The organism is Streptomyces sp. JN8, assembly GCF_055808075.1.
This window is the reverse complement of record NZ_CM147852.1, coordinates 1,108,965-1,130,681: the sequence shown is the minus strand read 5'-3', so window position 1 is coordinate 1,130,681 and position 21,717 is coordinate 1,108,965. Positions and strand designations below refer to the sequence as shown.

The following is a 21,717-nucleotide window of genomic DNA, read 5'->3' as shown; positions in this document are numbered from 1 at the left end:
CGCACGCCCGTGCCGGACGGCGCCTCGCGCGCGTGCCCCGGCCGGGGACACGCGCGCGACACGGTCAGGCCCGGGGGAGGGCGAGCACCGCCACCGGGTCGGAGGTCGGACTCGGCGAACCACCGGCCGGTTCGACGGTGACCCCCACCCCGGACGCCTGCCGCACGGGCCCTTCGAGCAGGGTCGCCTCGGCGGTCGCGCCCGGGTCCATCAGCCCGGCGGACCGCATGCTCCCGCCGTCGTCGTACCAGAGCTGGTAGACCTTCCCGGCCGGCGGCGGCGCCATCCCGGAGGCCGCGAACACCGCCCGGTCCAGGGTGGACGAGACGACGACCGTCCCCACGGCGCCCCCTTCGAGCCGCGTGGTGGAGACCCGGGCGTCCGGGGCCGCCAGGACCTCGGCCACGGAGTCGTTCGCCTGACGCGCGCGGTCCGCCTCCTGCCGGGCGTCCTCGGCCGCGCCGTGCTGCCAGACGGCGACCCCGCCGAGCCCGACCGCCCCGGCCAGACACGCGGCCAGCGCCCAGTGCGACCACCGCCGGAAGCCGCGGACCCGGCGCGAGGCGCCCCCCGCCTTCGAGGTCGGCGGCGGCTCCTGGCGTACGGTCGCGATCCGCTCCAGGACACCCGCCCGCAGCGAGGCGGTCGGGGTCACCGCGACGGCGACGCCGAGCCGGGCGACCGTCTCGGTGAACTCGTGCACCTCCTGCGCGCAGGACGGGCACTGCGCCAGATGGCGCCGGACGGCCGCGTGCTCCTCGACGTCCAGGGCGTCGAGCACGTACGCGCCGGTCAGCATGTGCGGATCCGCGGCGTTCACACGCCCACCCCCAGACAGTCACGGAGCCGGATGAGACCGTCGCGCATCCGCGCCTTGACGGTCCCCAGCGGCACCGCCAGCAGTTCCGCGACCTCGCGGTAGGTGAGGCCCCGGTAGTACGCCAGGGTCACCGACTGGTGCTGCAGCTCGGTGAGACCGCGCAGACAGCGCCGGACCTGCTCGCGCTCCAGCCGGCCCTCCACCTGCTCCACCACCTCGTCGTAGGCCGCCGCGTGGTCCAGGAGCGCCGCCCGCCTCTCGCGGTCCGACGCCGCCTGCTCCGAGCGGACCCGGTCGACGGCCCTGCGGTGCGCCAGCATCAGGACCCAGTTCATCACCGACCCCCGCTCGGGCTGGTAGCGGGCCGCCGTGCGCCACACCTCGACCAGCACCTCCTGCGCCACCTCCTCCGACTGGGCGGCGTCCCTCAGGACGGTCCGGACGAGGCCCAGCACGGGGCCGGACACGGCGTCGAACACGGCCGTGAAGGCCTGCTGGTCGCCGAGCGCCACCCGGCCCATCAGCTCGGGAAGGTCCGGGGCCGCGGGTCGGACGTCTCCGATCCACACGTTCTCTGTCACCGGCGGTTTCCTCCAGGGATCACATCAGTACGGGAGGTATTCGGAGCCGACGGCCCCGCGGACGGGTGTGCGGGAGACCTTTCCGCACAGCCCGGTCCGCCGAGGCGGGTCGGCCGTTCCTCATCCCTCATTCGGCCGATCGGGGGCATCCGGACGCGGCCCCGCCCCGAATCACTCGTGAGGGCCGCTCCGACCGGTCGGCCCCGAGGCTAGGAGTGATCGATCATGAACACCCAGACCTTCAGCCGTGCCACCGTCGCCGTCACCGCCGCCGTCCTGCTGCCACTCGGCCTGACCGCCTACTCGGCCCAGGCGGGCGACGGCGGGTCGGCGTCCTCGTCGAGCGCGGCCGCCGCGAAGGCCGACGGCCCGTTCGGCCCCGGGTGCGCCGCGATCCCGAAGGAAGGCGCCGGCTCCCTCGCCGGGATGGCCGACGACCCGGTCGCCACGGCGGCCTCGAACAACCCCGAGCTCTCCACGCTGGTCACCGCCGTCAAGCAGGCCGGACTCGTCGACACCCTGAACAACGCGAAGGACATCACGGTCTTCGCGCCCACCAACGCCGCCTTCGCCAAGATCCCGAAGGCCGACCTGGACAAGGTCCTCGCCGACAAGGCGATGCTGACGGACATCCTCACGTACCACGTGGTGGGGCAGAAGCTGACCCCGCAGCAGATGGAGAACGGCTCCTTCGAGACCCTCCAGAAGAGCAAGCTGACCACCAAGGGCTCCGGCGAGTCCTTCACCGTCAACGACTCCGCGAAGGTGGTCTGCGGCAACGTCCCCACCGCCAACGCCACGGTCTACATCATCGACACCGTGCTGATGCCCAAGTAGCGGCGTCCGCCCCGGGGGCACCGTCCTCCGGCCCCGTCGCGGCCCGGCCGATCCGGCCGGGGTGCGGCGGGGCCGTCGTACGAGGACGTCAGCGGCGGGGGACGGGCACCTCGCCCAGTTCCTCGTTCAGGGCGTCCAGGAAGCGCACGGCCGCGGCCAGCTCCTCGCCGTCGAACCGCAGCCGGGCCCGCTCCGCCGCCTGGGCCAGCGGCATGAAGTAGCTCCGCGCGGCCGCCCGCGCCCCCTCCACGTAGTGCACGTGGACGACCCGGCGGTCGGCGCTCTCCCGGGAGCGGCGGATGTGCCCGGCCCGTTCGAGCCGGTCCAGGCAGGCCGTGACCGCCCCCGAGGTCAGCCCCAGGTGCTCGCGCAGCCGCCCGGGCGTCAGCGGCTCCGGACTGTCCAGCACGACCGAGAGCGCCTGCACGTCCGTGGGATGCAGTCCCTGCGCGAGCGCGAAACCATGGACCAGCCGATTGATCTCACCGTTCGTCCGCCGCAGCGCGCGGGCGAAGCTGTGCGCATCACCCGGCGTCCGCCCGTGCGCGGTCCCACCGGTCTCGGGTTCCTCTGTTCTGGCCACACGATCAGCCTATAGAAACCGGCCCCCCGCATCCGAGGCGGCCGCACCCGTGGAAGAGAACAGGTGGAAACCCATCCCCCGGCCGGTGGGGGAGTGCGACACCCGACAGCGGAACGGAGCAGATCCATGAGCGACGCGTCAGGGCACGAGACACCGGGGCCCCTGTGCCTGGTCACCGGTGCCAGCGGCTACATCGGCGGCCGCCTCGTCCCCGAACTCCTGGAGGCCGGTTTCCGGGTGCGGTGCCTGGCCCGCACCCCCGCGAAACTGCGGGACCACCCCTGGGCCGGGGAGGTGGAGATCGTCCAGGGGGACGTCACCGACGCCGACACCCTCGGCCCCGCCTTCGACGGCGTGGACGTCGCCTACTACCTGGTGCACGCCCTGGGGGCGGGCCCCGGCTTCGAGCACACCGACCGCGCCGCGGCCCGCACCTTCGCCGTGCGGGCCCGCTCCGCCGGCGTGGGGCGCATCGTCTACCTGGGCGGTCTCACCCCCCGCGGCGTCCCCGAGGAGGAGCTCTCCCCGCACCTGCGCTCACGCGCCGAGGTCGGACAGATCTTCCTGGCGTCCGGGGTCCCCACCACGGTCCTCCGCGCCGCCGTCATCATCGGATCCGGCTCCGCCTCCTTCGAGATGCTCCGCTACCTCACCGAGCGGCTGCCCGTGATGGTCACCCCGAGCTGGGTCCGCACCCGGATCCAGCCGATCGCCGTCCGGGACGTCCTGCGCTACCTGGTCGGCAGCGCGCGCATGCCCGCCGAGGTCAGCCGGGCCTTCGACATCGGCGGCCCCGACGTCCTCACGTACCTCGGCATGATGCGCCGCTACGCCTCCGTCGCCGGCCTGCCCCGGCGGCTCATCTTCCCCGTGCCGGTCCTCACCCCGCGGCTGTCCAGCCACTGGATCGGCCTGGTCACCCCGGTGCCCCGGTCGATCGCCCGCCCGCTCGCGGAGTCGCTCCGCCACGAGGTCGTCTGCCACGAGCACGACATCGCCGCGTGGGTGCCGGACCCGCCCGGCGCCCCGCTCCGCTTCGAGCGGGCCCTCGACCTCGCCCTCCAGCGGGTCCGCGAGGCGAAGACCACCACCCGCTGGTCCTCCGCGTCGCTGCCCGGGGCGCCGAGCGACCCCCTGCCCACCGACCCCGACTGGGCGGGCGGCAGCCTCTACACCGACGAGCGCGAACTGGACGTCGGGGCCTCACCGCAGGCGCTGTGGCGGGTCGTCGAGGGCATCGGCGGGGAGAACGGCTGGTACTCCTTCCCCCTCGCCTGGGCCGTCCGCGGCTGGCTGGACCGACTGGTCGGCGGCGTCGGCCTGCGCCGGGGCCGCCGCGACGCCCAGCACCTGCGGGCGGGGGACTCCCTGGACTTCTGGCGGGTGGAGGAGATCGAGCGCGGCCGACTGCTGCGGCTGCGCGCCGAGATGAGGATCCCGGGACTCGCCTGGCTGGAGATGTACGCCGAGAGCGACGGGAACGGGGCCGCCCGCTACCGCCAGCGCGCCCTGTTCCACCCGCGCGGACTGGCCGGCCACGCCTACTGGTGGAGCGTCGCCCCGTTCCACGCCGTGGTCTTCGGCGGCATGGCCCGCAACATCGCGCTGACGGCGGAGGCGAGCGAGGCCGAGGGCACGGGCGCCGAGGACCGGAGCCCGGCCGGGGAGCCCGAGCCGGCGGGGACCGCCACCGCGGGGAAGCGACCGCTTTCGGCCGGAGAGTCGCCCGGATCCGGCGCATCCGGCGCGCCTCCGGGGGCGGAATGACCCCGCACGCCCGTACAGCGACCACCGGAGCGGCGCCCCGCCGAGCCGGTCGGCGATCCCCTCCAGGAGCGGTCCCATGAACGTCTCGGTCGTCCTCTTCACCTCGGACCTCCGTGTCCACGACCATCCGCCGCTGCGCGCCGCGCTCGGCCGGGGAGGCGAGGTCGTCCCCCTCTTCGTCCGGGACCCGGCCGTGGCCCGGGTGGGCGGCACCTCCCCGAACCGCGACGCGTTCCTCGCGGACTGCCTCGCCTCCCTCGACGCGGGACTGCGGGAGCGCGGCGGCCGGCTCGTGGTGCGCTCGGGCGACCCGGTCGAGGAGGTGTGCGCCGTGGTGCGCGAGGCCGACGCCGACGTCGTCCACATGGCGGCCGGCTGCAGCGGCTTCGCCCGGCGCCGCGAGGACCGGCTCCGCCGCGCCCTGGAGGCGGACGGACGGCGCCTGTACGTCCACGACGCCGTCGTCACGGCGCTGCCCACCGGCGCGGTGACGCCGGCCGGCTCGGACCACTACGCCGTCTTCACCCCGTACTTCCGCCGCTGGGCGCAGGAGCGGCTGCGCGAGCCGATCACGGCCCCGCGCGTGGTCCGGATGCCGGAGGGCGTCCGCTCGGAGGACCTGCCGGCCCGGGCGGACGTCGCCGACGTCTCCGAGGGGCTCGCCGCGGGCGGCGAGGCGGAGGGCAGGAAGCGGCTCTCGGCCTGGCTGTCGCGGGGTGTCGACGCCTACGAGGACGGCCATGACGACCTGGCGGGCGACGCCACCTCCCGTCTGTCGCCCTACCTCCACTTCGGCGCCGTCTCGGCGTCCGAGGCGGTCCACCGGGCCCGCGCGCGGGGCGGGGCGGGCGCCGAGGCGTTCGTCCGCCAGCTCTGCTGGCGCGACTTCCACCACCAGGTGCTGGCCGCGCGCCCCGAGGCCTCCGTCGACGACTACCGCACCAAGCACGACCGCTGGCGGCGTGGGAAGGAGGCGGAGGCCGACCTCCTGGCGTGGCGCGAGGGCCGCACGGGCTACCCGGTGGTCGACGCCGCGATGCGGCAGCTCGCCCACGAGGGGTGGATGCACAACCGGGGGCGGCTGCTCGCCGCGTCGTTCCTGACCAAGACGCTGTACATCGACTGGCGGGAGGGGGCCCGGCACTTCCTCGACCTGCTGGTCGACGGCGACGTCGCCAACAACCAGCTCAACTGGCAGTGGATGGCGGGCACGGGCACGGACACGCGCCCCAACCGGGTGCTCAACCCGGTGACCCAGGGCAAGCGGTACGACCCGGACGGCGCGTACGTACGCCGCTGGGTGCCGGAGCTCGAAGGCATCGAGGGCTCCGCGGTGCACGACCCGTGGAAGCTGCCGGGGCTGGAGCGGGCCCGCTACGACTACCCGGACCCGGTGGTCGACCTCGCCGACGGCCTCGCCCGCTTCCGGCACGCCCGGGGTCAGGACGAGGACTGACCCCTCCTCACGCGCGGGGCGGGTGCTCCGGACCCCGGCCGGTCGCGACCGCCGAGGGTCCCTGGGGGCGCGGGGCGGCGCACAGACCGCTCAGCAGGGACAGGGCCTCCCGCAGCCCGGTGGGCCGCAGCATGCCCGGACCGAGGGTCCGGCCCGCCCAGCCGGGTCCCGTGAGGAGGACCGCCGTCCGGGACCGGGCGCCCCTGACGCCCCATGAGGTCTCGGACACGTGGCGCGCCAGGGGGTGGTTCGCCGTCGAGCGGGCCTGGGCCCACAGCACGACCGCGGCGGGGCCGGTCCTGCGGACCGCCTGGTCGAGCGCCTCCGGCGGCACGGCGCCGCCGAACATCAGGGTGGGGAGCCCGAGTTCGGCCAGTCCGGCGGCGAGCGCCTCCAGCGGGAGGGTGTGCTGCTCGTGGGGCACGCAGGCGAGCAGGACCGGCCGCGTGCCGCCCTTCGGGAGCCCGGTGCGGCCCGGCGCGACGACCCGGCGCAGTGCCGTGGAGACGTGCCAGGACAGCAGGTGCTCCACCTCGACGTAGCGGTCCTCCGAGGTCTCCCACTTGCGGCCCACGGCGTGCAGCGCGGGCGCCAGCACCTCCTCCCACGCGGTGACCAGTCCGTACCGGGCGATCGCGGAGTCCATGATCTCGTCCATGGCGGCGGAGTCGAGCCGGACGGCCGCGCGGCCCAGGCCCCGCAGTTCCATGCGCACGTCGCCGGGCACCGGTTCGCGGGCGCCCGGCTCGGCGGCGGGAGCCTCTCCGGGGAGGGGGGCGGAGGGCACGGGAGTGTCGGCGAACTCGACGGACTCGACGGGAACGGCGGGCGCGGCGGGGTCTGCGGGCTCGACGGGGACGGCCGGGGCCGCTCCGGCGGCTCCGGCCCCGGCCCGGGCCGTCCTGGCGGCCTCCGCCGGCGGGACCCCGGCGGCCGTCAGGCGGCACATCTCCTGGAGGACGGCGATGTCGTGCGGGCTCCACCGGCGGTGCCGGCCGCTCTCGTGGGCGGCGGGGCCGATGCCGTAGCGCCGGTCCCAGGAACGCAGGGTGGTGGGGGCGACACCCAGGCGGCGCGCGACCGCACCGCTGGTGAGACCCGGCGAGGATTCGGTCATGACTCCACCATACGACGCACGAACGATGCGAATGGTGTGAGTGCCTCGTCGGGACGGACTCTGGGGACAGCCCGACAGGGTCCACCCACAGCAGACCGGTCCACTCCGGTCCAGGTCACACAGGAGGCGGGTCGCCATGACCGTACAGGTTGATCTCGCCCGGCCGTCGCTCCCGAACGGGGCGCCGTCCCTGTCCGACCGCGAGGTCGCGGACGGGTTCGTGCGCGGCGACGAGCGCTGCCTGGCCGCGGCGTACGACCGCTGGCACGGCCTGGTGCACACCATGGCCGCCCGCACGCTCGGGGACGTCAGGGAGGCCGAGGACGTGGGCCAGCAGGTCTTCCTCGCCGCCTGGCGGGGACGCGCCGGCTACCGGCCGGAGCGCGGCCCCTTCCCCGGCTGGCTCGTGGGCATCACCCGGCGGAAGATCGCCGACACCCTCTCGGCCCGCACCCGCCGCCGTGACCTGGTGGCCGCCGCCGGCGCCCGGCTGCCGCTCACCGAGGACTCCGGGGCCGACCACGACACGGTCCTCGACCGGATCGTCGTGACGGGCGAGCTGGCCAAGCTCCCCGCCCCGCAGCGCGAGGTCCTCGCCATGGCCTTCTACGGCGACCTCACCCAGGTGCAGATCGCCGAGCGCACCGGAATGCCGCTCGGCACCGTGAAGAGCCACGCGAGGCGCGGCCTCGACCGGATGCGCCGCTCGCTGAGCCGCCCGCCGGGCGGTCCCGGGCTCTCCGCACCCTGCTGACCTGCCGGAACGCCCCGGTGGACGGTCTCACGACCGTCCACCGGGGCGTTCCGCGGTGTCACCCGTCCCGGTGAATCCGTCAAACCGATGCGCGATCGATGCCGAATGAGGAACATGACCCTCTCCGCGCCCCGGCGCGCGCCCACCCGCACCGACCGCCTCCTGGCCGCCGCCGGCGGCCTGGTCGCCGGATACGTCTCCCTCGCCGTCGCCGACCTCGCCTCCTTCTGGGTACGGCCCGAGGCGAGCCCGGTGACCGCCGTCGGCGGCGCCGTCGTCGACCGGACCCCGGCGGCCGTCAAGGAATGGGCCATCCGCCAGTTCGGCGAGAGCGACAAGGCCGTCCTCCAGCTCGGCATCCTGCTCGTCCTCGGCGTGCTCGCCGCCGCCGTCGGACTCCTCGCCCTGCGCCGCCGACTGCTCGGCTCGGCGGCCGTCGGGGCGTTCGGCCTCCTCGGGGCCCTGGCGGCCGTCACCCGTCCGGACTCCGACTCCGCGCTCGACGCCGTGCCCTCGCTCGCCGGCGCCGCCGTCGGCGCGGCCCTGCTGTACGCCCTGACCGGGATCCTCACCCGAAGAGCCGGTACGGGGCCGGCGGCCGCCCGCGCCGACCGCCGGACCTTCCTGGTCGCCGCCGCCTCCGCCGGCCTCGCCGCCACGGGGGCCGCCGCCGTCGCCCGGGCGGTCGGCAGCCCCGTCGAGGAGAACGCCGCCGCCTCCCGCGCCGCCCTGCGCCTGCCCCGGCCCGCCTCGCCCGCGCCGCCCGTGCCCCCCGGCGCCCAGCTCCAGGTCCCCGGCATCAGCCCGTTCGTCACCCCCAACCGCGACTTCTACCGCGTCGACACCGCGCTCGTCGTCCCCCGGGTCGACGCGGCCCGCTGGCGGCTGCGCATCCACGGCAGCGGGGTCCGCGAGGAACGCACCGTCACCCTGCCGCAGCTCATGAGCCGCCGGGTCGTGGAGCGGGACGTCACCCTCGCCTGCGTCTCCAACGAGGTCGGCGGCCCGTACGTCGGCAACGCCCGCTGGCTCGGCGTGTCCCTCGCCGACCTCCTGCGCGAGGCGGGCGTCCGGCCGCCCTCCGAGGGCGGGCCCGCCGACCAGCTGGTCGCCCGCTCCGTCGACGGCATGACCATCGGCACCCCGGTCGAGCAGGTCATGGACGGCCGCGACGCCCTCCTCGCCTTCGGCATGAACGGCGAACCCCTGCCGTTCACCCACGGCTTCCCCGTCCGCATGGTCGTCCCCGGCCTCTACGGGTACGTCTCCGCCTGCAAGTGGATCGCCTCGATCGAACTCACCACCTTCGCCGCGTACGACGCCTACTGGGTTCCCCGCGGCTGGGCCGCCCAGGCCCCCGTCAAGACCGAGTCCCGCATCGACACCCCCCGCCCCCTGGCCCGCGTCGCACCGGGCGCCGTCGCGGTCGCCGGGGTCGCCTGGGCCCAGCACCGGGGCATCCGCCGGGTCGAGGTGCGGATCGACGACGGCCCCTGGCAGGAGGCCGAACTCGGCGCCGAGGACAGCGGCGACACCTGGCGGCAGTGGCTGCACCGGTGGCCGGCCGCCCCCGGCCGCCACACCCTCACCGTGCGCGCCACCGACGGCACCGGCGCCACCCAGCCCGAGGAGCGCACCGGCACCATGCCGAACGGGGCCCAGGGATGGCACTCGGTCGTCGTGGAGGTGGACGACGCGTAGCCGCCGTGCGCGAAGTGAAGGAGCCGTGACGGTCGAAGGGGGTAGCCGTGACGGTCGGGGTGCGGCATCGTGACGGTCGGAAGGGTGTCGCAGCTCCGGTCCGGACCGCGTAACGAACCGGTGCCGCCCGCCCGTTCGTCGTTCTCATGAGGGAGACTGCTCCCGTGCGTGGACATCTGCCGGACGAGAACCCCGGTTTCGTGGGGCGCCGCACGGAACTGGAGCGGATCTCCGCCGCCTTGGCGGAGCACCGCCTCGTCACCGTGACCGGCGTCGGGGGAGTCGGGAAGACCCGGCTCGCGCTGCGTGCCGCGCACCGGGCCGCCGGGCTGTACCCCGACGGCGCCTGGTGGACCGACCTCGCCCAGCTCGACGGCGACCGGCTGCTCGTCGCGCTCGTCGCCGACTCCGTCGACCTCTCCGACCACACCCCGGGCATGGCGGCCACCGGCCTCTGCCACCGGCTCGCCGACGACCGGCTGCTGCTCGTCCTCGACTCCTGCGAGCACCTCGCGGAACCCTGCGCACGGCTCGTGGCCGAACTCCTCGCCGCCGCCCCCGGGCTGACCGTCCTCACCACCAGCCGCCGGCCGCTCGGCGTCGACGGCGAGCAGGTCGTCGCCCTCGACCCGCTGCCGCCCGCCGGGGTGGACGCCCTGGAGCTGCTCCGCGGGGCCGCCGGCGAGGAGTTCACCGCCGCGGGTCCGGCCGGCGAGATCTGCGTCCGCCTCGAAGGCATCCCCCTCGCCCTGGAACTCGCCGCCGCCCAGATCCGCATCCAGGGCGCCGAGGCCGTCCGGGACCAGCTCGGCACCCGCTTCGACGCCCCGCCGTCCGCCCGCTTCGACCTCCTCGCGCACACCGAGCGGGTCTGGCCGAGCCGCCACCAGACCCTGCGGGCGGCCATCGGCTGGAGCCACGAGCTCAGCGCCCCCCTCGAACGGCTCCTCTGGGCCCGCCTCTCGGTCTTCCGCGGCCCCTTCGACCTGGCCTCGGCGACGGCCGTGTGCATCGGCGGCCCGCTGAACCGCGCGACGCTGCCGGGCGCCCTCGACGGCCTCGTCCGCGCCTCCGTGGTCCGCCCGCCGGACGCCGCCGGACGCCTGCGGATGCTCGACACGATCCGCGCGTACGGCGCGACCTGGCTGGACCGGACCGGCGAGACCGCGGCGGTCGCCGACCGGCACGCCGCGCACTTCCGCGGCCTCGCGCGGCGCGGCGAGGCGGACTGGCACGGCGCCCGCCAGCTGCGCTGGTACCGGACGGTCGACTCCCACCACACCGACCTGCGCCTCGCCCTCGACCGGCTGCTGCGGACCGATCCCGACGCGGCCCTCGACCTCATCGGCTCGGTCGCCTTCGCCTGGTCCTGCCGCGGCCGTCTCCGCGAGGCCCGCGACGGCCTCGAACAGGCCCTGCTGCTCAGCGGGGAGCGCGGCCGCACCCGGGCCCGCGCGCTGTGGGCGCTCGGCGTCACCCTCGTCCTCCAGGGCGAGTTCGGTCCGGCGCAGGACGTGAGCGAGCAGTGCGCCCGGGAGGCCCGGTTCGCGGAGCACACCGTCCACCGGGACCGGCCCGGCGACCTCACCCTGGACGCGGCCGCGCTCGCCGGGCTCCTCGCGCTGACCACCGGCCGCCCGATGGCCGCGCACGTGGTCGTGGGCCATGTGCTCGACGCGGCGCGGGGCGGCCCCGCCGACTCCGCGGCCCGGCTCCGCTGCCACCTCGTCCGGGTCTTCGCCCTGACGGGCCTCGGCCGGCTCGGCGAGGCCAGGGAGCGGGCCCTGGCCCTGCGGGACCTGTGCGAGGAGCTCGACGAGCACTGGACCCGGACGGCGCTGGAGTACCAGCTGTCCCTCACCGGGCTCCTGGAGGGCGACCCGGCGCGGGCCGCCGGGCATGCCCGCGCGATGCTCGAAGGGACCCGGGGGCTCGGCGCCAGTCTGGGCGTGGCCCTCGGCCTCGACGTCCTCGCCACGGCCCTCGCGGCGGCCGGCGACGGCGAACGCGCGGCGGACGTCTCGGGTACGGGGGAGGCGTACTGGCGCTCCACCGGGCAGGCCCGCCGCGGACTGCCCGGCCTGCGGGCGCTGCACGAGAAGTACACGGACACCGCCCGCGCGACGCTCGGCGAACCGGCCTACGAGGAGATCTTCGTCCGCGCCCTGACCGGGCTGCCCCAGGACGGTCTGGAGCGGGCCCTCGGCGACCCCCGGCACGCCTGAGGCGGCGCCCCGGGCCCCCGACCCGGCCCTCCGCCCGAGGTGCCGGGCCGCCGGCCGCGGCGCACCATGGGGGCATGGACGGATCGCCGGGCGGTCTGGGCGCCGTCAGCGCCCCGGGACGCGTGGCCGGGCCGGACGAGGGCGTCACCATGGAGGAACTGGCCCTCGCCGCCCGCAACCACGGGCTCCCGCTGGAAGCGCTGCGGTACGACGTCACCCCGCCCGGACTGCACTACGTCCTGGTGCACTACGACATCCCCGACACCGGTGCCGAGAGCTGGCGGCTCACCGTCGGCGGCCGCGTCCTGCGCCCCCTCTCCCTCGATCTGGACGCGCTGCGCTCCCGGCCCGCGGTCACCCGCCGGGTCACGCTGGAGTGCGCCGGGAACGGCCGCGCCCTGCTCTCCCCCCGCCCGGTCAGCCAGCCCTGGCTGGTCGAGGCGGTCGGCACCGCCGACTGGACCGGCGTCCCCCTCGCCGGGCTCCTCGCGGAGGCGGGGATCGCGGAGGACGCCGTCGAGGCGGTGTTCTCCGGCGCCGACCACGGCGTGGAGCGGGGAGTCGAGCAGGACTACCGGCGGAGCCTCCCGCTGACGACCGCCGCGGATCCCGCCCGGGACGTCCTCGTCGCGTATGCCATGAACGGGGCGCCCCTGCCCCCGCAGCACGGCAGTCCGCTCCGGCTCGTCGTCCCCGGCTGGTACGGCATGGCCCACGTGAAGTGGCTCCGCGACATCACGCTCACGGACACCCCCTACACCGGCTTCCAGCAGGCCGCTGCCTACCGCGTACGGCAGTCGCCCGAGGAGCCAGGGGAGCCCGTCACGCTCATGGCCCCCCGGGCCCTCATGGCGCCGCCCGGCTTCCCCGACTTCCAGTCCAGGGCCCGGGTGGTGCGGCCCGGCCCCGTCACCCTCACCGGCCGCGCCTGGTCGGGCCGCGGCCCGGTCGTCCGCGTCGAGGTGAGCGAGGACGGCGGGGCGGCGTGGACCGCGGCGGAGCTCGTCCGGGACACCGCGCACCCCTGGGCCTGGTCCGCCTGGCGCGCCGCGTGGACGGCGATGCCGGGGCTGCGCCACCTGACCGTGCGGGCGACGGACGCCGCGGGCGGGGTCCAGCCGCTCGCGGCACCGTGGAACCGCGGCGGCTTCGCCAACAACCTCGTCCAGCGGGTCGAGGTCCTCTGCGCCCCGGACGCCGCCGGGCCCTGACCGGGGCGGCCGGTCCCGGAGGCGGCGGGGGCCGGGCGACGCCGCCCCGCCCCGGTGCGTAGAGTCGACGTCGGCAGTCCCGAACCCGACGAGGAGACCCCCGTGACCGACCCGGCGTCCACCGCCCGCCAGCAGCAGATCGCCCGGGACCTCCAGGTGGCCGAGACCTTCGACCCGCGGGCCGAGATCGAGCGCCGCGTGGCCTTCCTGACCGAGCGGCTCACCTCAACCGGTCTGCGCTCCCTGGTCCTCGGCATCAGCGGCGGCGTGGACTCCACCACCGCCGGACGCCTCTGCCAGCTGGCCGTCGAGCGGGCCCGCGCCGCCGGACACGAGGCCGTCTTCTACGCGATGCGCCTGCCGTACGGCGTGCAGGCCGACGAGAAGGACGCGCAGACCGCGCTCGGCTTCATCCGCGCCGACGAGGTCCTCACGGTGGACGTGAAGGCCGCGAGCGACGCCGCCCTGGACGCCGCCCTCGCCGGCGGTGTGGCCTTCCGCGACGCCCACCACCAGGACTTCGTGCAGGGCAACATCAAGGCCCGCCAGCGCATGATCGCCCAGTACGCCGTCGCGGGGGCCCGCGACGGGCTCGTCGTGGGCACCGACCACGCCGCCGAGGCCGTGTCCGGCTTCTTCACCAAGTTCGGCGACGGCGCCGCCGACGTCGTGCCGCTCACCGGACTCACCAAGCGCCGCGTCCGCGCGGTCGCGGCCGAGCTCGGCGCCCCGTCCGAACTGGTCTGGAAGACCCCCACGGCCGACCTGGAGACCCTGGACCCGGGCAAGCCCGACGAGGACGCCCTCGGTGTCACGTACGACGACATCGACGACTTCCTGGAGGGGAAGCCGGTCGCCGAGGCCGCGTTCGCCACGATCGTGCGCCGCTACGAGCTCACCGAGCACAAGCGGCAGCTGCCGATCGCGCCCTGAGCGCCCCGCTCCCGGCCCGGGCGGCGGGCGGCGGGCACGCGGCGGATCCTGGAAGGGGCGCCCCGGACCGGGGCCCCGGAAAGGAGCACGTCATGTTCGGCGACACCCCGGCGTTCAGCGGCTTCTCGGTCGACGACCTGGACGCCGCCCGCCGCTTCTACGGCGAGACCCTCGGTCTGCGGGTGGGCGAGGAGGGGGAGGGCGACATGCGGATGCTCTTCCTCACCCTGGCGGGCGGCGTCCGGGTCTTCGTCTACCCGAAGGACGACCACGCCCCCGCCACGTTCACGATCCTCAACTTCGCGGTCGACGACATCGACCGCGCCGTGGACGAGCTGACCGGTCGCGGAGTGGCCCTGGAGCGCTACGAAGGATTCGAGGCCGACGCCAGGGGCGTCGTCCGGGCCGAGGGCGGACCGGCCATCGCCTGGTTCAAGGACCCCGCGGGCAACGTCCTGTCGGTGCTCCAGGAGCCCGGCTGAGCCACGGCGGCCGCGGTGCCGGGCCGTCGGTCCGGCCCCCCGCCCCCGCATGCTCCGCGCCCCTGAGCGGACCGCTCCCCAGCGGACCGCCCCGCCCCCGAACGGCCCGGCCCGGGTGCGCCCCGGCCCCGTACCGCCTCGAATGGGAGGGTGACCGCGCCGCCCGACGACTGCCTCGCCCGCAACGAGTGGATCTGCGGCGCCTACCTCTCCAGCCGCAGCGAGATCCTCACCGACGCCGTCGTCGAGCACCTCCGGCTGACCGCCGTCTCGGTCGCCCTCGCCCTCGCGCTCGCCCTCCCGCTCGCGGTGGCCGCCCGCCGGTGGCGCTGGGCGGCCGGTCCCGTCCTCGGGATCACCACGCTCCTGTACACGATCCCGGCGCTCGCCATGTTCTCGCTGCTGCTGCCCTGGTACGGGCTGTCCGCGTCCCTGGTCGTGGCCGGTCTCGTCCTGTACTCCCTCACCCTCCTGGTCCGGAACATCCTGGCCGGACTCCGCGCCGTCCCCGAGGAGACCCGGCAGGCCGCCCGCGGCCTCGGGTACGGGCCGGTGCGGCTGCTGCTCACCGTCGAACTGCCGCTCGCGGTGCCGTCCGCCATGGCCGGGCTCCGCATCGCCACGGTCTCGGCCGTCTCCCTCGTCACGATCGGCGCGATCGTGGGCCACGGAGGCCTCGGCAACCTCGTCTACGCGGGGATGAACACCTACTTCAAGGCGCAGGTGCTCACCGCCTCCGTGCTCTGCGTGGTGATCGCCGTCGCAGCCGACCTGCTCCTCGTCGGCGCCCAGCGCCTGCTCACCCCCTGGACCCGCGGACGGTCGGCGTGAGCCGCCCCCCGGCCCCGCGGGCGGCGGGCGGACCGCGCCCCCGGAACCCGCGGGCGGCCGGAGCCCCCGGACCGGGAGCACCGCGGGCCTGCCGTACGCCCCCGTCCCCGAACCGCGGGGCGGCCCGATGACCACCCTGGCGGACTCCTGGTCCTGGCTCACCACGTCCGGGCACTGGTCCGGCGAGAACGGCGTCTGGCACCGGCTCGCCGAGCACCTCTTCCTCACCGTCGTCTGCCTCGTCATCAGCTGTGTGATCGCCCTGCCCGTCGCCCTCGTCCTCGGGCACCTCGGCAAGGGCGGCGCCCTCGCCGTGAACCTCTCCAACGTCGGCCGGGCCGTCCCCACCTTCGCGGTCCTCGTCCTGCTGCTGCTCAGCCCGATCGGGACGTACGGCCAGTGGCCGACGATCATCGCCCTGGTCCTCTTCGCGGTGCCGCCGCTGCTGACCAACGCGTACGTCGGGATGCGCGGCGTCGACCCCGACGTCGTCCGTGCCGCCCGGGGCATGGGCATGACGGGCCGCCAGACCCTGACCCTGGTGGAGGTGCCGCTCGCGCTGCCGCTGATCCTGACCGGGGTGCGGATCGCCGCCGTGCAGCTGGTGGCCACGGCCACCGTGGCCGCTCTCGCGGGCGGCGGCGGGCTCGGCAGGATCATCACGGCCGGGTTCAACCTCGCCTCCACCCCGCAGGTCGTCGCCGGGGCCTGCCTCGTCGCCCTCCTCGCGCTGCTCGTGGAGGGGGTCTTCGAGGCGGCCCAGCGGCTGGCCCCCGGTCGGCGGGGGAGGAGCGCGTGAGCGGACGTCCCCGCCCGCGCCGGTTCGCCGCCCCGGGCCTCCTCCTGGCGGTCTGCGCCGCCCTCGGCGGCTGCACCGCGGGACCGTCCCTGGAGGCGCAGGGCGAGGTCACGGCGCGGCCGGGCGACAGCCGCCGGCTGACCGTCGGCTCGGCCGGTTTCACCGAGAGCGACCTGCTGGCCCAGATGTACGCCCTGCTCCTCGAAGAGGCCGGATACGGCACGAAGATCCTCTCCGTCACCAACCGCGAGCTGTACGAGCCGGCCCTGGAGCGCGGCCAGATCGACGTGGTGGCGGAGTACGCGGCGACCTTCGCCGACTGGCTGAACGCCAAGGCCCACGGGCCCGAGGCGCCTCCCGTCGGCTCGCCCGACGCGGACGCCACCATGAAGGCCCTCCGCGCGCTCGCCACGCCCCGCGGTCTGACCGTCCTGGACGCGGGCCGCGCCGTGGACCAGAACGCCTTCGCCGTCACCGCCGAGTTCGCCGCGCGGCACCGCCTCAGGACCCTGAGCGACCTCGGCGCCACCGGGCTCCCGATCCGGCTCGCGGCCGGTGACGAGTGCGTACGGCGGCCGTACTGCGCGCCGGGGCTGCGGAAGGTCTACGGCATCGACGTCACGGCCGTCGACCCCAAGGGCGTGGGCACCACTCCGGCCAAGCAGGCCGTCCAGAACGGCCAGGACCAGCTGGTGCTCACCACGAGCACCGACGCCACCCTCGACGCGTTCGGTCTCGTCCTGCTGGAGGACGACCGGAACCTGCAGAACGCCGACCACATCGTCCCGGTGGTCAACCGCGCCCGGGCCGGCGGTCCGGGGGTCACCGGAGCGCTCTCCCGCCTCAACACGGTCCTGACCACCGCCGATCTGACCCTGCTCAACGAGCAGGTGGACAGCTGGCGGAGGCTGCCGGAGGACGTGGCGCGGAACTACCTGGTGTCGAAGGGACTCGTCACGGGGTGAGCCGCGAGGGGCCGTCCCCGTCAGCCCGCTGAACTGCGTCTCTTGTCATGACCCTTGCGAGGCGGTTCGCGCGGCTGCTCTTCATCCGTTAGGAAAGTTTCCTTCCATTCGAGTGTGTCCTCCCCGGCCCTCCCGGGCCTCGTTCGTCGTTCCGTGGAGACCCCCATGACTTCGGCACGAACCGCACGACCCCGCAGGACCCCCCCGACCCGGCATCCGACGCCTCGGCGTCGCCGGAACCGCCCTCGGCGCGCTGCTCCTCGGCCTCGCCGTCGCCCCGCCGACCGCGACCGCCGCCCCCGTCACCTACGAGGCGGAGACGGCCACCGTCTCCCGGGGCGCCGTCGAGTCCCACCACACCGGATTCACCGGCGGCGGCCCCAACGTCGACCACCTCACGGTCGACACCGCCACCGGCCCGCCGCCCACCGGCACCACACCCGCGGCGGTCAACGGCAGGCTGAAGGTCTGCGGCACCAAGCTCTGCAACACCCACGGCAAGCCGATCCAGCTCCGGGGCATGTCCAGCCACGGCACCCAGTGGTACGCCCAGTGCCTCACCGGCGGCTCGCTCGACGCCCTCGCCAAGGACTGGAAGGCCGACGTCCTGCGCGTCTCCACGTACGTCCAGGAGGGCGGCTACGAGACCGACCCGCGCACGTACACCGACCTCGCCCACTCCCTGATCGAGCAGGCCACCGCGCGCGGCATGCACGTGATCGTCGACTGGCACATGCTCGACCCCGGCGACCCGCACCACAACCTCGCCCGCGCCAAGACCTTCTTCACCGAGATCGCCCAGCGCCACGGCGCCAAGGCCAACCTGCTGTACGAGATCGCCAACGAGCCCAACGGCGTCGCCTGGTCCCGCATCAAGAGCTACGCCGAGCAGCTCATCCCGGTCATCCGAGCCAAGGACGCCCAGACCCCGATCCTCGTCGGCACCCGCGCGTGGTCCTCGTTCGGCGTCTCCGACGGCGCGAACGAGTCCGAGGTCGTGTCCAACCCGGTGAACGCCGCCAACATCATGTACACCTTCCACTTCTCCGCGTACTCGCACCGCGACGAGTACCTGAACACCCTCTCCCGCGCCGCCGACCGGCTGCCCGTCTTCGTCACCGAGTTCGGCACCCAGAACTACGCCGGCGAGGGCGCGAACGACTTCGCGATGTCCCAGCGCTTCCTCGGCCTGATGGCCGCGAAGAAGATCAGCTGGGTCAACTGGAACCTCTCCGACGACGAGCGCAGCGGCGCCGTCTTCAAGACCGGCACGTGCGACGCCGGCGGCCCCTGGGCCGGCACCGGCTCCCTGAAGCCCGCCGGCGTGTGGATCCGCGACCGCGTCAGGACGGCGGACGACTTCCCGACCTCCTGACGCCCCTTCTCCGGTCCGCCCCCGCCGTGTGATCCACTGTCCCGGCGGGGGCGTACCGAACAGGAGCAGCGACAGCGTGACCACCTTCCGGCAGCCGGGACTCGTTCTCACCGACCACCGCTTCCCCGTCCCCCTCGACCACAGCCGCCCCGACGGCGAGCGGATCGAGGTCTTCGGCCGCGAGGTCGTCGCCGGCGGCGACGCCGGCGCGGACCGCGAGCGGCTCCCCTGGCTGGTCTACCTGGAGGGCGGACCCGGCTTCGGCGCCCGCCGGTTCATCGGACCGCAGGCCTGGCTCGGCCGCGCCGTCCGGGAGTTCCGCGTGCTCCTCCTCGACCAGCGGGGCACCGGCCGCTCCACCCCCGCCAACCGCCAGACCCTGCCGCTCCGCGGCACCCCCGCCGAGCAGGCCGACTACCTCGCCCGCTTCCGCGCCGACTCGATCGTCGCGGACTGCGAACTCATCCGCCGCCGGCTCACCGGCGGCGCCCCGTGGACCGTCCTCGGCCAGAGCTTCGGCGGGTTCTGCGCCACCCACTACCTCTCGGCCGCGCCCGAGGGCCTGGAGCGGGTCCTGATCACCGGCGGCCTGCCCGCCCTCTCCGCCACGGCCGACGAGGTCTACCGCGCGGCCTACCCCCGCATCCGGCGCAAGAACGAGGCCCACTACGCCCGGCACCCCGAGGACGCCGAACGGGCCCGCGCCGTCCTCGCCCACCTCCTCGACCACGAGGTCGAGCTGCCCGGCGGCGGCCTGCTCACCCCCGAGGCCTTCCAGTCCCTCGGCATCCTCCTGGGCTCCGGCGAGGGCACCCACCAGCTCCATCTCCTCCTGGAGGGCGCCTTCGTCCCCACCCGGCAGGGGCCCGCGCTCGCCGACGCCTTCCTGGAGCAGGTCCAGGCCCAGTTGTCGTACGCCGGCCACCCGCTCTACGCGGTGCTCCACGAGTCCATCTACGCCCAGGGGCAGGGCCCCACCGACTGGGCGGCCGAGCGGATCCGCGCCGAGCACCCCGAGTTCGACGCCCGCGCCGCGCTCGCCGAGGGACGGCCGCCGCTCTTCACCGGCGAGACCGTCCACCCCTGGCACTTCACCACCGACCCCGCCCTGCGCCCGCTCCGCGAGACCGCGGAACTCCTTGCCGCCCGCGCCGACTGGGCCCCGCTGTACGACCCCGAGCGCCTCGCCGCCAACCGGGTCCCGGTCGCCGCGGCCGTCTACCACGACGACATGTACGTGGACACCGGCCACTCGCTGGCCACCGCGCGCGCGGTCCGCGGTCTGCGCACCTGGGTGACGGACGAGTTCGAGCACGACGGGGTGCGGGCCGGGGGACCGCGCGTCCTGGACCGGCTGCTCGCGCTCTCCCGCGACGAGATCTGACCGCCCGGGCAAGGACGACGCGCGGCCGGCGGGGGCGCGCAAAAGTCCAAGGGTCGGACCGCCCCCGCTCATGGAGTGCACCGGACGGGAGCCGGTACAACTCGGTCCTGGCCCCGTGCGGGGCCGGCCGAGGAGAGGACCCGGACATGAGCACCCACGTCAGCGCGGAGATCGCCGGTCAGCCCGACTGCTGGCGCCGCGCCGCCGAGATCGCCGACCGCGACGCCGCCCTGCTGCCGGCCCGCGGCGAGCGGGTGGCGGTGGTCGGCTGCGGCACCTCGTACTTCATCGCCCGCACCTACGCGGCGCTGCGCGAGTCCCTCGGCGCGGGTGAGACCGACGCGTTCCCCGCCTCCGACTCCACGCCGCTCGGGCGCGGTTACGACCGCATCGTGGCCCTCACCCGCTCCGGCACCACCACGGAGGTCGTCCGGCTCCTGGCCGGCGCGGCGGGGCGCATCCCGACGCTCGTCCTCACCGGAGTGCCCGGCAGCCCCGCGGGACGGCTCGCCGACCGGGTCCTCGAACTCGGCTTCGCCGACGAACGCTCCGTCGTCCAGACCCGGTTCGCGACCACGGCGCTCCAACTCCTGCGCGCGGGGCTCGGGGTGGACCTGGGGCCCGCCGTCACCGACGCCGAACTCGTCCTCTACGAGCGGCTGCCCGCAGCGTGGGAGCGGCGCGGCCAGTTCACCTTCCTCGGCACCGGCTGGACCGTCGGCCTCGCCGACGAGGCCGCCCTCAAACTGCGCGAGGTGGCCCGCGTCTGGACGGAGTCGTACGCGGCTATGGAGTACCGCCACGGCCCGATCAGCGTCAGCGACCGGTCCAGCCTCGTGTGGTGCCTCGGCCCCGCCCCCTCGGGACTCAAGGACGAAGTCGAGTCCACCGGAGCCCTGTTCGCGGCCGACGCGATCGACCCGGTGGCCGCGCTGGTCCGCGCCCAGCGGCTCGCGGTCGCGCTCGCGGTACGCCGCGGACTCAACCCCGACCGGCCCAGGAACGTCTCGCGTTCGGTGATCCTTTCCGGAGCGTTCCGCCCGACCGCGTCGGAGACCGCCCGTATCCTGCGATCATGACCGGAACCGATGTCAACGACCTCACGGAGATGCCCGGCGACTGGCAGCGCGCCCTCGCCGTCGTCGCCCACCCCGACGACCTGGAGTACGGCTGCGCGGCGGCCGTCGCCGCCTGGACGGACGCCGGCAAGGAGGTGGTCTACGTCCTCGCGACCCGCGGCGAGGCGGGCATCGACTCGATCGCCCCGGACGCCTGCGGGCCGCTGCGCGAGCAGGAGCAGCGGGACAGCGCCGCGGTCGTCGGAGTGGACACGGTGGAGTTCCTCGACCACCGCGACGGCGTGATCGAGTACGGGCTCGGTCTGCGCCGTGACATCGCGGCGGCGATCCGCAGGCACCGGCCGGAGCTGGTCATCACCCTCAACCACCGTGACACCTGGGGCGGCGGCCCCGGCGCCCCCTGGAACACCCCCGACCACGTGGCCGTGGGCCGGGCGACGCTTGACGCGGCGGGGGACGCGGGCAACCGCTGGATCTTCCCCGAGCTCATCGACCAGGGACTGGAGCCCTGGAACGGGGTGCGCTGGGTGGCGGTCGCCGCGTCCAGCACCCCGACCCACGCGGTCGACGCGGCCCCGGGCCTGGACCGCGCGATCAGCTCGCTGCTCTGCCACCGCGCGTACATCGAGGGCCTGACGGACCAAGACCCGGAGGAGTACGTCCGGTCCTTCCTCACCGGCGCGACGAGCCGCGCCTCCGACCGCTTCGGCGGCCGTCCCGCGGTCGCCTTCGAACTCTTCGGGCGCTGAGAGGCGCCGGTGGCGCTGAAGGTGGCCGGCCGAGGGGGCGTCGACCGGGCTGGGGCGCTGTCGAGGGC

20 protein-coding genes are annotated in these 21,717 nt (G+C 75.3%); 16 read left to right on the top strand and 4 right to left on the bottom strand.

Translation table 11 applies throughout. The features are described 5' to 3' along the window. Positions 1-64: 64 nt before the first annotated feature. Positions 65-820 (bottom strand): anti-sigma factor, encoded by a 756-nt coding sequence (locus ACY0MR_RS04760; RefSeq protein ID WP_473559291.1) that lies wholly within the window; start codon positions 818-820, stop codon positions 65-67. Next, entirely contained in the window at positions 817-1,401 is a 585-nt protein-coding gene (locus ACY0MR_RS04755; RefSeq protein WP_388795033.1) for a sigma-70 family RNA polymerase sigma factor, read from the bottom strand. Before ACY0MR_RS04755 ends, ACY0MR_RS04760 begins: the two co-directional genes overlap by 4 nt. 225 nt (positions 1,402-1,626) lie before the next feature. Here ACY0MR_RS04755 and ACY0MR_RS04750 point away from each other — a divergent pair, with 225 nt between their 5' ends. After that, the gene (locus ACY0MR_RS04750; protein WP_388795030.1) at positions 1,627-2,238 is read left to right on the top strand and encodes a fasciclin domain-containing protein; all 612 of its coding nucleotides are present in this window, start codon (positions 1,627-1,629) and stop codon (positions 2,236-2,238) included. An 88-nt stretch (positions 2,239-2,326) separates the two neighbouring features. Here ACY0MR_RS04750 and ACY0MR_RS04745 read toward each other — a convergent pair whose 3' ends face one another. Beyond that, the gene (locus tag ACY0MR_RS04745; protein WP_388795027.1) at positions 2,327-2,821 is read right to left on the bottom strand and encodes a MarR family winged helix-turn-helix transcriptional regulator; all 495 of its coding nucleotides are present in this window, start codon (positions 2,819-2,821) and stop codon (positions 2,327-2,329) included. A 126-nt stretch (positions 2,822-2,947) separates the two neighbouring features. On the opposite strand from ACY0MR_RS04745, the gene ACY0MR_RS04740 reads away from it, so the two are divergent. Then, positions 2,948-4,588, top strand: coding sequence for an SDR family oxidoreductase (locus tag ACY0MR_RS04740; RefSeq protein WP_473559288.1), 1,641 nt, complete (start codon positions 2,948-2,950; stop codon positions 4,586-4,588). Between the two features lie 76 nt (positions 4,589-4,664). Further along, entirely contained in the window at positions 4,665-6,044 is a 1,380-nt protein-coding gene (locus ACY0MR_RS04735) for a cryptochrome/photolyase family protein (RefSeq protein WP_392863904.1), read from the top strand. Between the two features lie 7 nt (positions 6,045-6,051). On the opposite strand, the gene ACY0MR_RS04730 is transcribed toward ACY0MR_RS04735, so the two are convergent. Then, positions 6,052-7,161 (bottom strand): MerR family transcriptional regulator, encoded by a 1,110-nt coding sequence (locus tag ACY0MR_RS04730; RefSeq protein ID WP_473559286.1) that lies wholly within the window; start codon positions 7,159-7,161, stop codon positions 6,052-6,054. Between the two features lie 136 nt (positions 7,162-7,297). Between ACY0MR_RS04730 and ACY0MR_RS04725 the strand changes: the two genes are divergently transcribed. From ACY0MR_RS04725 to ACY0MR_RS04665, 13 genes are all read left to right on the top strand, one after another. Beyond that, entirely contained in the window at positions 7,298-7,915 is a 618-nt protein-coding gene (locus ACY0MR_RS04725; protein ID WP_404078542.1) for a sigma-70 family RNA polymerase sigma factor, read from the top strand. 114 nt (positions 7,916-8,029) lie between these two features. Next, entirely contained in the window at positions 8,030-9,616 is a 1,587-nt protein-coding gene (locus tag ACY0MR_RS04720; RefSeq protein ID WP_473559284.1) for a molybdopterin-dependent oxidoreductase, read from the top strand. A gap of 146 nt (positions 9,617-9,762) precedes the next feature. Continuing rightward, positions 9,763-11,841, top strand: coding sequence for an ATP-binding protein (locus tag ACY0MR_RS04715; protein WP_473559282.1), 2,079 nt, complete (start codon positions 9,763-9,765; stop codon positions 11,839-11,841). Positions 11,842-11,915: 74 nt separating this feature from the next. Beyond that, positions 11,916-13,052, top strand: coding sequence for a sulfite oxidase (locus ACY0MR_RS04710; protein WP_473559280.1), 1,137 nt, complete (start codon positions 11,916-11,918; stop codon positions 13,050-13,052). Positions 13,053-13,154: 102 nt separating this feature from the next. After that, positions 13,155-13,985: an ammonia-dependent NAD(+) synthetase gene (gene nadE, locus ACY0MR_RS04705; RefSeq protein ID WP_388795003.1), complete on the top strand. Its 831-nt coding sequence runs from the start codon at positions 13,155-13,157 to the stop codon at positions 13,983-13,985. Positions 13,986-14,077: 92 nt separating this feature from the next. Beyond that, positions 14,078-14,467 carry a VOC family protein gene (locus ACY0MR_RS04700; protein WP_473559278.1) on the top strand — a complete coding sequence of 130 codons (390 nt, stop codon included), beginning with the start codon at positions 14,078-14,080 and terminating at the stop codon, positions 14,465-14,467. Positions 14,468-14,617: 150 nt separating this feature from the next. After that, positions 14,618-15,298 carry an ABC transporter permease gene (locus ACY0MR_RS04695; protein ID WP_361856704.1) on the top strand — a complete coding sequence of 227 codons (681 nt, stop codon included), beginning with the start codon at positions 14,618-14,620 and terminating at the stop codon, positions 15,296-15,298. A 127-nt stretch (positions 15,299-15,425) separates the two neighbouring features. Then, positions 15,426-16,097: an ABC transporter permease gene (locus tag ACY0MR_RS04690; RefSeq protein WP_388794996.1), complete on the top strand. Its 672-nt coding sequence runs from the start codon at positions 15,426-15,428 to the stop codon at positions 16,095-16,097. Then, entirely contained in the window at positions 16,094-17,062 is a 969-nt protein-coding gene (locus tag ACY0MR_RS04685) for an ABC transporter substrate-binding protein (RefSeq protein WP_473559275.1), read from the top strand. Before ACY0MR_RS04690 ends, ACY0MR_RS04685 begins: the two co-directional genes overlap by 4 nt. A gap of 214 nt (positions 17,063-17,276) precedes the next feature. Further along, positions 17,277-18,437 (top strand): glycoside hydrolase family 5 protein, encoded by a 1,161-nt coding sequence (locus tag ACY0MR_RS04680; RefSeq protein ID WP_473561696.1) that lies wholly within the window; start codon positions 17,277-17,279, stop codon positions 18,435-18,437. Positions 18,438-18,513: 76 nt separating this feature from the next. Next, positions 18,514-19,821: an alpha/beta fold hydrolase gene (locus ACY0MR_RS04675; RefSeq protein ID WP_404078558.1), complete on the top strand. Its 1,308-nt coding sequence runs from the start codon at positions 18,514-18,516 to the stop codon at positions 19,819-19,821. A 146-nt stretch (positions 19,822-19,967) separates the two neighbouring features. Beyond that, positions 19,968-20,900, top strand: a complete 933-nt coding sequence (locus ACY0MR_RS04670) for an SIS domain-containing protein (protein ID WP_473559273.1) — start codon at positions 19,968-19,970, stop codon at positions 20,898-20,900. Beyond that, complete coding sequence (locus ACY0MR_RS04665) at positions 20,897-21,649, top strand: PIG-L deacetylase family protein (protein WP_388794983.1); 753 nt, start codon at positions 20,897-20,899, stop codon at positions 21,647-21,649. Before ACY0MR_RS04670 ends, ACY0MR_RS04665 begins: the two co-directional genes overlap by 4 nt. The last annotated feature ends 68 nt before the right edge of the window (positions 21,650-21,717 follow it).